The following is a 13,572-nucleotide window of genomic DNA, read 5'->3' on the forward strand; positions in this document are numbered from 1 at the left end:
GGGACGATGCTGCCAGAAGGGGCGACGGTGGACAAGACTGAATCGACACGGGTGGACGCGGTGATGCTGGGCATCGGCGTGGTGCTGGCCGTGATCGGCGGCCTGTCGATCGTGGTCGTCCTCATCATGGCGCTGGCCGGGGCCACACCGTCGCGGACGCTGACCTGGATCGGAATGATCACGCTGCCGATCGCGTTCATCCTGTTGATGGTGGAGTTCCTCCGGCTGATCCGGGCCCGTCGGGCCTGAACCGGGGACCGTCCAGCGGCCCACAGCGGGGAGCGCCGTCGGAGTCTCCATATTTCACAGGTCCCTCCATCAACTCATTCTCCTCCGCTCATCGGCGGATCACGCGTTCGCGCGGGTGGTCGCGCGCGGTGCGGAGCACACAGGGGCGGGCGCGCAGCGCCGGTACCCCACCACTACGAGGAAAGGAAGTCATGCCCACCGGTCGAGTCAAATTCTTCAACGCCGACAAGGGTTTTGGTTTCGTCACCACCGATGACGGCGAACGCGTGTTCCTACACGCCTCCGCGCTGCCGGCCGGCGCAGAAGTCCAGCCGGGCACCCGCCTGGACTTCGACGTCGTCGACGGGCGCAAGGGCAAACAGGTGCTCAAAGCGCGGGTCGTCGAACCCACCCGCCGGGTGCGGCGGGATCCCGAGAAGACCGCCGCGATGATCGATGATGTGATTAGATTGCTGGAGGACACTTCCGCCGGCCTTCACCTGGGACGCTTCCCCGAAGTGGGGCATTCCAAGAAGGTCGCAGAGGTCCTGCGGCACATCGCCGACGATTTGGAGGGTTGATGAGCGGGTTATTCGCCGAATGGCAGACCTCGCTGCGCGCCGGAGCCCCTGCCCCGGTCAAGACACCGCGGCGCCGTACAACGGCACCGGACAAGGTGCTGGCCGCGGCCGTCGACGTGGCGCGCGAGGCGATCGTCGAGGTCGCGGGCGCCGCCCACATCGGGGAACACCTGGGGTGCGTGGAGGAATCGCCGCGCCTGGTCACCCACACCTTCGCCTGCACCGACCCCGCATATCGGGGCTGGCACTGGATCGCGGTACTGGCCAGGGCCCCTCGTTCGAAGAAGGTCACGGTCTGCGAGACCGCACTGCTGCCCGGTGACGGCGCCCTGCTGGCGCCGGACTGGGTGCCCTGGCGCGAACGTGTGCGCCCAGGCGATATGGCGCCCAAGGACGTGTTGCCCAAGCTCGACACCGATCCGAACCTGCAGCCGGGCTATCAGCAGGTGCCGGTGCGGCAGGACGAGGACAATACGAGCGGGGACAACGTCGACCAGATCGCGAACTTCGAGTTCGGTCTGGGCCGCGAGCGGGTGCTGTCGAACGAGGGCATTTCGAACGCGGCGGCGCGCTGGGCCGGGGCGGAATCGGGTGCGGACGGCGAATTCGCCCGCAACTCCACGGCACACTGCGGCAGCTGCGGCTATCTGCTGCCGATGGCGGGGGCGGTGCGCACCCAGTTCGGTGTGTGCGCCAACGAGTGGTCGCCCTTCGACGGCCGGGTGGTCGCCCTGGCCGCCGGCTGCGGAGCGCATTCGGAAACCGCGCCGAAGGAACGACCTGTTGAACAAGCCGAACCGGTCGTCGACGACCGGGCCGAGGTGTTCGAGATGATCCCGGCCGGTTCGGACGGCGGTCATGCCCGACCCGAGGACACAACAGTCTGATACGACGCAGCGGTTCGGCGGCGTACCGGCGCTGCGGGTCCGGAAGGAGAGCGCTACACCTTGAGTTCGATGTTCCAGTCTCTCCACGAGCGCAACTACCGCAATTGGTTCTCCGGCGCCCTGGTGTCCAATACCGGCACCTGGATGCAACGCACGGCACAGGACTGGATCGTCCTGACCGAACTGACCGATAACGATGCGACGGCCCTGGGTGTGGGGATGGCCCTGCAGCTGGGGCCGCAGCTCATCATGTTCCCCTTCGCCGGGTCGATCGTCGACCGCTTCGACAAGCGCAAACTGCTTATCATCACCCAGGCGCTGATGGGGATCAACGGCTTCATCCTGTTCGGGCTGATGCTCTCCGGGGTCATCCAGCTGTGGCACGTCTACGTTCTGGCACTGGCCCTGGGGCTGGTTTCCACGGTCGATTCGCCGGCGCGCCAGTCCTTCGTCTCCGAACTGGTCGGCGAGAAGCTGGTGCCCAATGCGGTGTCGCTGAACTCGGCGTCGTTCAACGGGGCGCGCATGGTGGGACCCGGTATCGCCGGTGTGCTCACCGCGCTGATCGGCGCGGGTCCCATCTTCCTGATCGCCGGGCTGGGCTTCGCCGCGACCATCCTGGTGCTGGTTACCCTGGACACCTCGAAGCTGCATCCGGCGGCCCGCCGGCCCAAGGGGCAGGGGCTCAAGTCGATCACCGGCGGATTTTCGTATCTGCGCACCCGGCCCGACATCGTGGTCGTCCTCAGTGTGTTGTTCGTCGTGTCGACCTTCGGATACAACTTCAACATCTTCACCTCCACGATGGCCAAGCTGGAGTTCCACCACGATGCCAGTGGGTTCGGACTGCTGAACTCGGTGATGGCGATCGGTTCGCTGGCCGGAGCCCTGACGGCTGCCAAACGGGAACGTCCCAGACTGCGCTTCATCTTCGCAGCGGCAGGCGGATTCGGCCTGGCCACCGTCAGTGCCGCGCTGATGCCCACCTATTCCGCATTCGCCGTGACGCTGATCTTCGTGGGCTTCGCCTCGATCACGATGTCGACCGCGGCGAACGCCTACGTCCAGACCACCACACCGGGCGCGGTGCGCGGCCGTGTAATGGCAATCTACATGGCGGTCGTGATGGGAGGGGCCCCGATCGGCGCGCCGTTCGCCGGCTTCATCGCCGACTGGCTGGGGCCACGGGCCGCGGTGCTGGTCGGGGGGATCTCGGGAGTCATCGGCATCCTGATCGGCGTGACCTGGATGGTCTTCGCGAAGAACATGCGCGTGCACAGAGCGCGGGTCCATCCGCGGCGGATCATCCACTTCACCTATGACGGGCATCAATGACGCCGGAGCTCATCACCACACTCATCGTCGCCGTGTGCATCCTGGTCGGCTGTCTGGGCATCATCGTGCCGGTCCTGCCCGGCAGCATCCTCATCCTGGTGTCGACCCTGGTGTGGGGATTCGTCCTGAACAGCCCCGGCAGCTGGGCCGCCACCGCGGTGGCCGGGGTGTGCGCGGTGGCCGGGATGACCTCGTCCTGGGTGCTCACCGGGCGCCGGCTCAAGGACCGGGGGATACCCGGTAGGTCACAGCTGGTGGCCGGCCTGCTGGGGATCGTGGGATTCTTCGTCGTCCCCGTCGTTGGGCTGCCCCTGGGCTTCGTCGCGGGCCTGCTGCTGATGGAGTATCTGCGGTTGCGCGACTGGGGCCCGGCCTGGCAGGCGACCCTTGTGGTGCTCAAAGCGCTGGGCATCGGCATCATCATCGAGTTCGGATGTGCCGTGGTGGCCGCAGGGGCGTTCGCCGTCGGGGCGCTGGTGTACTTCCTTTAGTACCCGTGTCGCCGGGTTCCAGGCGGGCGTCCGGGCCCGCCACCGGGCGCAATCGGACGAGGCCGCCCCTCCCGTTACGGGAGGGGCGGCCTCGTGTGTCGGGGGCCTACACTTCGCTCAGAGGCGCTCGAGCACGTAGTCGATGCAGGCCAGCAGTGCTTTGACGTCCGCCGGTTCGACTGAAACGAAGGTGGCGATGCGCAGCTGGTTGCGACCCAGCTTGCGGTAGGGCTCGACGTCGACGATCCCATTGGCGCGCAGAGCCGCTGCGAGGGCCTTGGCATCGACGGTGTCGTCGAAGTCGACGGTGGCGACGACCGCCGAACGGTCGGCCGGCTCGGTCACGAAGGCCTGGGCGTGGGCATTGGTCCGGGCCCAGTCGTAGATCATGCTGGAGGATTCCGCGGTGCGCGCGGTGGCCCAGCCCAGCCCGCCGTTGCCGTTGATCCATTCGAGCTGTTCGGCCAGCAGCAACAGGGTCGCCACGGCCGGGGTGTTGTAGGTCTGGTCCTTCGCGGAGTTGTCGATCGCGGTGACCAGGTCGAGGGAACCGGGGATGTAGCGGCCGGAGTCCTTGATCTCCCTGGCCCTCTCAAGAGCGCGCGGGCTCATGATGGCAACCCACAGGCCGCCGTCGGAGCCCATGTTCTTCTGCGGGGCGAAGTAGTAGACATCGGTCTGGGAGATGTCCACGGGTAGGCCGCCGGCCGCCGAGGTCGCATCGATCACGACGAGGGCGTCCTCGGCTATCCCCGCGGGGCGCACGATGTCCGTGGCCACACCGGTGGAGGTCTCGTTGTGGGGCCAGGCGTAGACGTCGGCACCGTCGACCGCAGTCGGCACGGCCGAGGTCCCGGGTGCGGCATCGACGATGACCGACTCATCGAGCCAGGGCGCGGTCCGGGTGGCCTTGGCGAACTTCGAGCCGAACTCACCGAACTGGGCGTGTACGGCCTTCCGGCGGACCAGGCCGAAGGTCGCGACATCCCAGAACACGGTGGACCCGCCGTTGCCCAGGACGACCTCGTAGCCGGCGGGCAGGGAGAAGAGTTCGGAGACGCCGGCACGGATGCGGGCGACCAGGTCCTTCACCGGCTTCTGCCGGTGGGAGGTGCCCAGCACGGTGCGTCCCGCGGCGCTCAGGGCGTCGACCTGGGATTGACGGATCCTGGCCGGTCCGGAGCCGAAGCGTCCATCGGCCGGCAGGAGGTCGGAGGGGATGGTGATGGTGTCTGCTGTATCAGTGCTCACCCAGACCATTCTACGGCGTGTGAACCGGGGCCGGGTAGGCTGGACATATGGCGGACATTCCCAAGGCGATCCTGGATCTGGCGGCACAGCGTGTCGAATACCATCGTGGCATCACGGACGATCTGGCGGCCGATCCGGCCGCCCAGTTCACCGATTGGTACACCGCCGCGCAGGCGGAACTGGCCGAACCCAATGCGATGCTCGTGGCCACAGCGGATGCGGCGGGCCCGGATGCCAGGATCGTGCTGCTCAAGAGCTTCGATGCCGCCGGCTTCGTGTTCTTCACCAACTACGACTCGGCCAAGGGCCGCCAGATCGCCGGGAATCCCCACGTGGCGCTGGTCTTCCCCTGGCACGAGATGCAGCGCTCTGTGCGGGTGCGCGGAATTGCGGAGAAGATCACCGCGGAGGAATCCGACGCCTACTTCGCCAAGCGCACCCGGGGGTCGCAGCTGGGTGCCTGGGCGTCACGGCAGTCGTGCCCGGTGGCGGACAGGGACGGCCTGGAGGAGCAGTACGAACGGGTTGCCGAGCGCTTCGCGGGGGTGGACGTGCCGCGGCCCGAACACTGGGGCGGTTACCGGGTGCGGCCGGTGGACATCGAGTTCTGGGCGGGACGGGATAACCGGTTCCACGATCGTTTCGTCTACACCACGATCGACGGGGAATTACATCCCTTGGACAGCGGTGCGGACTGGAGTGTCGTGCGTTTGAATCCGTGATTTTATGTAGGCTGACCTAAACGATAGCCGGGGACGGGAATGAATCGGGGAATCCGGTTGCTCTTCCCAGTAGGATTAGGGCAGGGTGGATAGCCGGAGTGGCTATCGAGTCTGCAGACACGACAAAGTAGGGGACTGTGAACGATCTCGTCGACACGACTGAAATGTATTTGAAGGCCATCGTCGAACTGGAGGAACAGGGCATTACGCCGCTGCGCGCCAGGATCGCCGAACGCCTGGACCATTCGGGGCCGACCGTGTCCCAGACCGTGGCGCGAATGGAGCGCGACGGGCTGCTCATCGTCGACCCCGACCGCAGGCTGGAACTGACCGAAGAGGGTCGTGAGCACGCCATGTCGGTGATGCGCAAGCACCGCTTGGCCGAGCGCCTGTTGGCCGATGTCATCGACCTCGACTGGGTGCTCATCCACGATGAGGCCTGCCGGTGGGAGCATGTGATGAGCGATCAGGTGGAGGAGAAGCTGGTCAAGCTGCTGCCCAACCTGCAGACCGGGCCCTATGGGAACCCGATCCCCGGCCTGGACAAGCTGGGTGTCGAAGCCGCGGCACCCGAACCGGTGATCTCCCTGGCGGCGGCCTGTGGCCGCACCGGTGCTGATGTGGAGATCGCCTGGTTCGCCGAACCCCTGCAGGTCGACCACTATCTGTTGGAGAAGTTCAGGCAGACCGGCGTCATGCCCGGAGCCAAGGTCTCCTCTCGGCCGGAGGGCGAATACATCACGCTGAGCGCGCCGGATGTGGAAGATGTGCTGGATCTGCCGGTGGAGACGGCGACGCACGTGTTCGTCCGCCCCATCACCGCCTGAACGGCGTGCTGTACGTTCCACGACGCACTGGACCCCCGGCGGATCATCCGCCGGGGGTCCAGTGCGTCGTGGAACTCGGAGGGCCGAATCTGAGTCCCAGCTGGGAATCGTAACCAAAACGTGACTTACCGTGATCATTTCGTTAGGGTTGATCTCGGTCGCCCGGACCGGGCGCCCCGCATACTTTGGAGGACATTCCCTTGGCGAACAAGACGCACGGTCGCCGCCGCGCAAACACGCGAGCGAAGACCCCGCTGACCGAACTTGCCGACGCGCTCAGCGCCAACACCGGGGTGGTGGGACGCAGGGCCGCTGTTGTCGCGGCCGCAGGCGGCCTGGCAGTGGCTGCCGGCCTACCCACCGCGATGTCGGGAACGGCCAAGGCCGACGATGCCGGAGCCTCCACCGCCGCGCAGAAGGTTTCGGCGGACGCCACCGACTTCCAAAGCCAGGATGCGCTGAAGGTCGCCCCGGCGGCGAAGGCCGCGTCCAAGGCCGATAAGAAGGACTCCGATAAGAAGGACTCGGTGCAGGCCGGAGCCGTGACGCTCAACGTCACCGCCAAGAAGGCGCCCAAGCCCGCACCCGTGGTCACCCCGTCGGCCACCGACAATGGTTCTTCGTCCTCCGGTTCTTCGTCTTCTTCGTCCTCGGGCAACGGTGATTCGGGCAAGAAGTCCTCTTCGGGTTCGAAGCACGTCTCCGTGCCCTCCAACGGCTCGCGCGGTGAGAAGGCCGTGGCGATCGCCAAGGGCTATGTCGGCGCGCCCTACTCCTGGGGCGGCTCCTCGCCCAGCGGCTGGGACTGCTCGGGCTTCGTGTCGTATGTCTACAACAAGGTGGGCGTGAGCCTGCCGCGCACCTCCGGGGCGATCAAGTCCGCCGGTACCGTGATCCCCAAGTCGCAGGCCCAGCCGGGCGACATCATGTGGCATCCGGGCCACGTCGGCATCTACGCCGGCGGCGGCAAGATGGTCGACGCCCGCAACAGCCGGGTGGGCACCGTTTACACCTCCACCGCCTGGATGAGCGACGCGGTCTACGTGCGCGTGGGCTGATAGCCGCTGTCGGCGGACCGGCGGCGACCGGTCCGCCGACAGCGCGTACAGGCGCTTTCGGGGCCACGCGAGCACTGCTCGTGTGGCCCCGAATGTATGTTGATCTGTGATCCTCGTGACCGAAACGTGACAATTCGGTTCGGATTCGTTACGGTAGAGCCTGTCAGTTTTTGTAACGAAACGATTGCGATCGATCCACGGAAACGCGGCGCCGGATCACCGGGCCGGTTGTGATGATCGCGGAGGAACCCCCTTGACTCAGAAGCAGCACGGTCGCCGTCGCGCGGATACCCGCGTGAAGACCCCCCTGACAGAACTCACCGCAGCCCTCAACGCCAACTCGGGCGTGGTCGGACGCCGCGCGGCCGTTGTGGCCGCCGCCGGTGGTCTGGTCGTCGCTGCCGGCCTGCCCAGCGCAGTCGCCAGCACGGACAAGGACAATGCGGACAAGGCGACCAGCTCGCAGCAGACCGAGTCGTTCGAAGCACAGAAGTCGATCAGCGTCGAGCCTGTGGCGAAATCGGCCAAGGATTCCTCCACTGCGGGGGTCGTCAACCTCAGCGTGAAGGCCACCAAGGCGCCGAAGAAGGCTGTTGCAGCCGAAGGCACCGCCGCCGGCGCCACCGGGAAATCCGCGGGGAAGTCGGCCGGGAAGTCCGTTTCGATCCCCGATGGTTCGAAGGCCCAGAAGGTCATCGGCATCGCCAAGCAGTATGTGGGCGTGCCCTACGTCTCCGGCGGCACCAGCCCCTCGGGTTGGGACTGCTCCGGTTACACTCAGTTCGTCTTCGCCAAGGTGGGCGTGAGCCTGCCGCGCACCTCCGGAGAACAGCACAGGGCCGGCCATATCGTCAGCCGTTCCGAGGCCAAGCCCGGTGACATCATCTGGAGCCCCGGCCACGTGGGCATCTACGCCGGTGGCGGCATGATGTACGACGCGGGCAATCCCCGGGTCGACACCAGCTACCGGTCGATCAACTGGATGGTCTCGGCGGGTGCGCAGTTCGTTCGCGTTCTCTGAGCCACCGCGCTCCAACTGACACTGGGCACTGGTGACGACGGGCTTCCTCCTCTTGGTCGTTCACTGAGTGTTCGCTTAATCTTGAATGATGTCCCCTGTGGTTTTCACCACAGGGGACATCATTGTCTGTAGGCTGGAAATGAGTGTGCCGCACAGCCGGTGCGGCACTGGACAGCGACCGCGCTGGGGACCGTCCGCATCCGGCGGACCGGTTCTGCGTGGGGAAGCGGGTGTCATGGCCATGAGAACCAGCGGGATAGACCACATATTCGGTGGCGGTGGGCGAATAGCCCCTGCCACTCACGGCGCGTCTGCGCGCCGGACGAAGGGCGCCGTGCGTGTGCACGGCGCCCTTCGTCGTCCACGGGCACTGGATCGGCAGGAGGCCTCTGCGGTGGGAGTGGGCGCATGAGCCGGGCGCACAGCAGCCTGCGCACACTGGTGCTCAACGCCGGTTACGAGCCCATGTCGGTCGTGCCCTACCGCCGGGCGATCGTGCTGGTGCTGGGGCAGAAGGCCAGTGTGCTGGCCGTAGAGCCTGGGCGCACCATTCACAGCGAGCGGTTGACGGTCGAACAGCCCGCCGTCATCCTGCTGCGCAGGTATGTCCGGCAGCCCACCGGTTCGACCACCGTGGTCTCCCGCCGCGGGGTGCTGCGCCGGGACCGTCACCGGTGCGGCTATTGCGGTCATGCGGCGAATACGGTGGACCACGTCCTGCCGCGCTCCAGAGGCGGGCAGAACAGCTGGCTGAACCTGGTGGCCTGCTGCCGCGCGTGCAATAACCGCAAGGGCGATGCGCTGCCCGAGGAGATTGGCTGGCGGTTGCTGTTCTCCCCGTTCGTTCCGGGAGGGCAGGCCTGGTGGTTACCGGATCTCGACGATCCCGCCCCGGCCTGGCGTCCATTCCTTGAACTTCCGTCAGCCGCATGACGGAACGCGGACTCAACCACTCCTGTAGGCGTTAGGCTGGTCATGTCAGCCCGCAAAGCATTGATGCCAGTGGAGACTGGCCCTAAGTGAGGAGAATCGAATGAGCGATCAGAAGACCCCGGAGGTCGCAGACGCCCAGGCCGTTGTCGTCGGCATCGACGGTTCGGATTCCAGCAACAACGCCCTGTCGTGGGCGATCGAGTACGCGCAGGCGACGGATCGCTCGATTCGCCTCGTCGGCGCCTATACGGTGCCCAGCGTTGCAGCGGCGTCCATCGATGTGTCCTATGTGCCGATCGACGATTCCGCCGTGCGCGCCGCGGTGACCGATACGCTCAAGGAAGCAGCCGGCCGGGTCAAGCAGGCCGGTGTCCAGGTCGAGGCCGTCATCGAGATCGGCGATGCCGCGGGCGTGTTGGTCGAGGAATCGAAGCAGGCCACTCTGGCAGTCGTCGGCACCCGTGGCCGCGGCGGATTCGCCGGCCGTCTGCTCGGTTCGGTGCCCAGCGCGCTGCCGGCCCACGCCAAGTGCCCCACCGTCGTGATTCCCACGGCCTTCAGCACGGATTCCAAGCGGGAGGCCCAGCCCACCGCATCGCGGCCGATCCGCAATGCCGCCGGTGATGACTTCAGCGTCCGCGCCGCCGGTGATATCGACCTGCCCGTCGAAGACGCAGCGGGCCTGGACTTCGGTGGTTCCGTGGTCGTGGGCATCGACGCGCTCGGCAAGGAGTCCCCGGCTCTCTGGGCTGCTGCGGAGTACGCGGTGACCCGTGGCCTGCCCCTGCACATCCTGGGCGTTATCACGACCACCGTGGTCGGCCCCGAATGGCTGCCCAGCACCACCGATCTCAGCGAGTTCGTCGGCAAGGGATCCGACAAGCTGAAGCTGGCCCAGGCCGCGGTCAACGAGAAGTACGCCGACCTCAAGGTCGATTGGACCCTGTTCGACGGGCAGCCCTCGGAGGTCCTGGTGCGCGCATCGGACACCGCCGATCTGCTCGTCCTCGGCTCGCGTGGACGCGGCGGGTTCGCCGGTCTGCTGTTGGGATCGACCTCGCAGTCCGTGTTGCCCTATGCCAAGTGCCCGACCATGGTCGTGCGCGTGGCGGGCGAGAAGCTGTTCAAGTGAGGTAGGACGGCACGCACGGTGTGAGTCAAAGCACCCATCCCTGCGAACTTCGTCAAGCGTGAAGGTATTAGGGTGTTGAGTGGCCCGGGGTTCGGAATGATCCGGCCCCGGGCCATTGGTTTGTTGCGTGGTGGACAAGGAAGCGGGATCAGCAGTGGGAATTTCTAGTGGATCGGGGCCGAGGCGCGGCCTGGGCCGAAATACGAAGGTGGGCGCTGCCCTGACCGCGGTGGCGGGACTGCTGCTGGCCGGCTGCACCTCGGGCGGCGGCGGTGGCATCGGGGGTGACTCGGTGCACTACGACGGCCTGCCCCAGGGGGTGGAGAAGAGCCTGCAGAGCTACGCGATCGTCGACGACGGCGAGTCGACGAAGGTCCCCGTGGACGCCCACTTCTTCGGTCTGCGCGGAACCTCCAGTCTCAATGAGGAAATGGAGAAGGCGATCCTCGCCGACCTGAAGTCCGGTGGGGCCTTCGGGACCCACAAGGGTTTCGACCCGGTGACCACGAAGCCGGGCGAACGCTGGGACGAAGCCGACTTCACCTCGGGCGAGGCCGCCGGGGCCACCGCGATCCCCACGGCATCCGCCCTTGCCTCGGACCAGTCCAAGGGCGTGACGGTGAGCAACCGGGTGATCGCAGCCGGTGGGGACTACATTCTGTCCACCGTGGACGCCACGGTCAAGGGCCAGACCGGCCACACGTCGTTCGTCACGAACGTCAAGGACGATAAGACCCAGCCGGCCTCGGCGCTGTTCTCCGATGCGTCCAAACTGGGCGAGGGCGCGGCGCTGGGAGTCGACGACAAGGCCCTGCCGACCATCGACGGCCAGGCCGTGGACAAGGGCGATCTGTCCGAACTGGGCCAGCAGGTGCGTGAGGCCCTGGGCAGTGGTTCGTTCACCCCGGCCAAGGACTCCAAGACCTGGCTGCCGGACTACACCTGTGGTCTGCTGCCCTGTGTGGGCGTGACCTATGACGACGGCCCTGGGAATGCTGAACTGACCGATGAGATCATGGAGGCGCTCGAGGACAACGATGTGCGCGCGACCTTCTTCATGATCGGGCAGAACGTGGCCAACTTCCCCAAGGAGGCCAAGAAGCTCTACGACCAGGGCAATGAGATCGAGAACCACTCGTGGAGCCATCCGCAGCTGTCGGCCATGTCGGCGGCGGGGGTGAAGGAACAGATCGACAAGACGAACAAGGCGATCGTCAAGGCCGGTATCCCCAAGCCCACTCAGATGCGCCCGCCCTACGGTGCGAAGAACCGGATGGTCGAAAAGGCCTCGGGGATGCGCCTGATGATCTGGGACGTCGACACCCTCGACTGGAAGACCAAGTCGAAGCAGAAGACGATAGATTCCGCGGTGAACACCAGTAAGCCCGGTTCGATGTTCCTCATGCACTCGATTCACAAGTGGACCGTCGACGGAGCCGATGCAACCTTCAAGGGGCTGAAGAAGCGGGGCTTGTACCCGGTTCCCTCCGGCTACCTGTTCAAGGGCCTGCCCTTCAAGAAGGACGCCAGCTACTTCTGCCGCGGCTACCGGGTCGACTTCAGCTGCTCGAATCCCGAACACCCGCAGGTGATCACGAACAGCTGATCGGCGGATTGCCGAAACGGGGGCCGAGGTTCCGCCGCTGTGGCGGGAACCTCGGCCCCCGTTTGTTTCCGGTCGGGCCCGGTCGTTCAGGCGCCCGCCAGCACCCGGCGGGGCACATCGACGAGCATGGTGTCGACGGCGGACTGGTCGACCCCGTGCTCCAGGGCGTAGGGGATGACATCGTCGAAGACGTGGGTGAAGTGCCACTGGGCCATCTGCGCGCGGGCCACGGGATCGATCCAGTCGATGTAGCAGGAGGCGTCCTGGGACAAGACCATCTGTTCGGCATAACCGCGGCTGACCATTTCGACCAGTGTGTCCGCGCGGGCTTCGAAGGTGGTGTCGATGTTGATGCCGAAGCGGTCCATGCCCAGGGTGAAGCCCATATCGGCCAACGACGACAGGTGATCGCAATCGGTGGAATCCCCGCTGTGGCCCAGCACGATGCGGGAGGGGTCCACCCCCTCCTCGTCGACCATCACCCGCTTGACGTGCAGGCCGGTCTGCGAACCGGGGTGGGTGTGGACCGTGATCGGCACGTCGGTGGCCAGGTGGGCCCGTGCCACGGCCCGCATCACCCGCTCGACGCCACGGGTCAGTCCCTGATGGTCGATCGCGCACTTGAGCATGCCGGCCCTGACCCCGGTGCCGTTGATGCCCTCGCGGATATCGCCGATGAACATATCCACCATCGGATCGGGAACCTCTGCGCCGAGCATCGCGTTGAGCGCGGGGCCACGGTGCATGAAGTAGTTCGGGACGGTGGTGTACGTGTACACGCCGGTGGCCACGACGATCTGCAGGGGCACCTGCCGTGCGATCTCCTGGATGCGCGGAATGTAGCGTCCCAGGCCGACCACAGTCGGATCGACGATCGTGCGGACCCCGGCATCATAGGCCCGTTGGAGTTCGGCAACGGCCTCGGCGATCCGCTGGGGTTCCGACCCCCAGTCCGTCTGATAGTTGTTCTGCACTTCATCGGTCAGAACGAATACGTGTTCGTGCATCAGCGTGGTGCCCAGTTCGGCCGGGTCGACCGGCCCCATCACAGTGTGGACTGCGCTCAATGTCCTCGCCCTTCGTCATTGGAGGTTTCGACTGCGCCCGCAGGTCGCCGGTGGTCCCGGTGGAATGCCTACGGATGCTGGGTTCGAGCGTAGCCGGGCCCGCCCTCGCCCGCAATGGTGAGGACGGGCCCGCAGTGTCGAAGGCGGTGTGCGCGGGAAACCGTCCAGAGCGCCAGACCGGCCGCGCTGCGCGAGAGTTTGTGGCGGGCCGGCGCCATGCCCGAGGCGATGTCCACGATCGCCGCTCCGGGGCCGGCGCGCATACGTACAAACACGCCCCGGGAACATCCGGCCGGTTGCGGCCGGAGTGCTGTTCCGCGGAGCGTGCATTACCCGATGATGGGTTGTGCCCCCGATTGGATTCGAACCAACGACACCCGCTTTAGGAGAGCGGTGCTCTATCCCCTGAGCTACGGGGGCGACAGTGATCCAC

General features: G+C 66.2%; 15 protein-coding genes and 1 tRNA gene. 12 read left to right on the top strand and 4 right to left on the bottom strand.

The window, feature by feature from the left end:
- The first annotated feature begins 27 nt into the window (after window positions 1-27).
- The 5 genes from NQ038_RS15580 to NQ038_RS03830 all read left to right on the top strand — a co-directional run bounded on the left by NQ038_RS15580 (window position 28) and on the right by NQ038_RS03830 (window position 3,522).
- Window positions 28-249: a hypothetical protein gene (locus NQ038_RS15580; protein WP_257047609.1), complete on the top strand. Its 222-nt coding sequence runs from the start codon at window positions 28-30 to the stop codon at window positions 247-249.
- A gap of 191 nt (window positions 250-440) precedes the next feature.
- Window positions 441-809 carry a cold-shock protein gene (locus NQ038_RS03815; RefSeq protein WP_257047610.1) on the top strand — a complete coding sequence of 123 codons (369 nt, stop codon included), beginning with the start codon at window positions 441-443 and terminating at the stop codon, window positions 807-809.
- Window positions 809-1,696 carry a DUF3027 domain-containing protein gene (locus NQ038_RS03820; protein WP_257047611.1) on the top strand — a complete coding sequence of 296 codons (888 nt, stop codon included), beginning with the start codon at window positions 809-811 and terminating at the stop codon, window positions 1,694-1,696. Before NQ038_RS03815 ends, NQ038_RS03820 begins: the two co-directional genes overlap by 1 nt.
- 69 nt (window positions 1,697-1,765) lie before the next feature.
- A complete protein-coding gene (locus tag NQ038_RS03825; protein ID WP_257047774.1) occupies window positions 1,766-3,031 on the top strand; it encodes an MFS transporter in 1,266 nt (421 codons plus the stop codon).
- Entirely contained in the window at window positions 3,028-3,522 is a 495-nt protein-coding gene (locus NQ038_RS03830) for a DUF456 domain-containing protein (protein ID WP_257047612.1), read from the top strand. Before NQ038_RS03825 ends, NQ038_RS03830 begins: the two co-directional genes overlap by 4 nt.
- Before the next feature lie 117 nt (window positions 3,523-3,639).
- On the opposite strand, the gene serC is transcribed toward NQ038_RS03830, so the two are convergent.
- The gene (gene serC, locus NQ038_RS03835) at window positions 3,640-4,782 is read right to left on the bottom strand and encodes a phosphoserine transaminase (RefSeq protein WP_373456775.1); all 1,143 of its coding nucleotides are present in this window, start codon (window positions 4,780-4,782) and stop codon (window positions 3,640-3,642) included.
- A gap of 38 nt (window positions 4,783-4,820) precedes the next feature.
- On the opposite strand from serC, the gene pdxH reads away from it, so the two are divergent.
- The 7 genes from pdxH (at window position 4,821) to NQ038_RS03870 (ending at window position 12,072) form a co-directional block, all read left to right on the top strand.
- Window positions 4,821-5,495: a pyridoxamine 5'-phosphate oxidase gene (pdxH, locus tag NQ038_RS03840; protein ID WP_257047616.1), complete on the top strand. Its 675-nt coding sequence runs from the start codon at window positions 4,821-4,823 to the stop codon at window positions 5,493-5,495.
- Window positions 5,496-5,632: 137 nt separating this feature from the next.
- A complete protein-coding gene (locus tag NQ038_RS03845) occupies window positions 5,633-6,322 on the top strand; it encodes a metal-dependent transcriptional regulator (RefSeq protein WP_257047617.1) in 690 nt (229 codons plus the stop codon).
- A 200-nt stretch (window positions 6,323-6,522) separates the two neighbouring features.
- The gene (locus tag NQ038_RS03850; RefSeq protein WP_257047618.1) at window positions 6,523-7,380 is read left to right on the top strand and encodes a C40 family peptidase; all 858 of its coding nucleotides are present in this window, start codon (window positions 6,523-6,525) and stop codon (window positions 7,378-7,380) included.
- 253 nt (window positions 7,381-7,633) lie between these two features.
- Window positions 7,634-8,401, top strand: coding sequence for a C40 family peptidase (locus tag NQ038_RS03855; RefSeq protein ID WP_257047619.1), 768 nt, complete (start codon window positions 7,634-7,636; stop codon window positions 8,399-8,401).
- A gap of 429 nt (window positions 8,402-8,830) precedes the next feature.
- The gene (locus tag NQ038_RS03860) at window positions 8,831-9,334 is read left to right on the top strand and encodes an HNH endonuclease (RefSeq protein WP_257047775.1); all 504 of its coding nucleotides are present in this window, start codon (window positions 8,831-8,833) and stop codon (window positions 9,332-9,334) included.
- Window positions 9,335-9,434: 100 nt separating this feature from the next.
- Window positions 9,435-10,466 (top strand): universal stress protein, encoded by a 1,032-nt coding sequence (locus NQ038_RS03865; protein WP_257047620.1) that lies wholly within the window; start codon window positions 9,435-9,437, stop codon window positions 10,464-10,466.
- A gap of 208 nt (window positions 10,467-10,674) precedes the next feature.
- Entirely contained in the window at window positions 10,675-12,072 is a 1,398-nt protein-coding gene (locus NQ038_RS03870; protein ID WP_257047621.1) for a polysaccharide deacetylase family protein, read from the top strand.
- 86 nt (window positions 12,073-12,158) lie between these two features.
- Here NQ038_RS03870 and NQ038_RS03875 read toward each other — a convergent pair whose 3' ends face one another.
- From NQ038_RS03875 to NQ038_RS03885, 3 genes are all read right to left on the bottom strand, one after another.
- On the bottom strand, window positions 12,159-13,139 hold the full coding sequence (locus NQ038_RS03875) for a phosphotriesterase (protein ID WP_257047622.1): 981 nt from the start codon (window positions 13,137-13,139) through the stop codon (window positions 12,159-12,161).
- Window positions 13,140-13,207: 68 nt separating this feature from the next.
- The gene (locus NQ038_RS03880) at window positions 13,208-13,414 is read right to left on the bottom strand and encodes a hypothetical protein (RefSeq protein WP_257061864.1); all 207 of its coding nucleotides are present in this window, start codon (window positions 13,412-13,414) and stop codon (window positions 13,208-13,210) included.
- A 72-nt stretch (window positions 13,415-13,486) separates the two neighbouring features.
- Window positions 13,487-13,559 (bottom strand) — tRNA-Arg (locus NQ038_RS03885).
- Window positions 13,560-13,572 lie beyond the last annotated feature (13 nt).

The organism is Brevibacterium sp. 50QC2O2, assembly GCF_024580675.1.
GTDB lineage: Bacteria > Actinomycetota > Actinomycetes > Actinomycetales > Brevibacteriaceae > Brevibacterium > Brevibacterium moorei.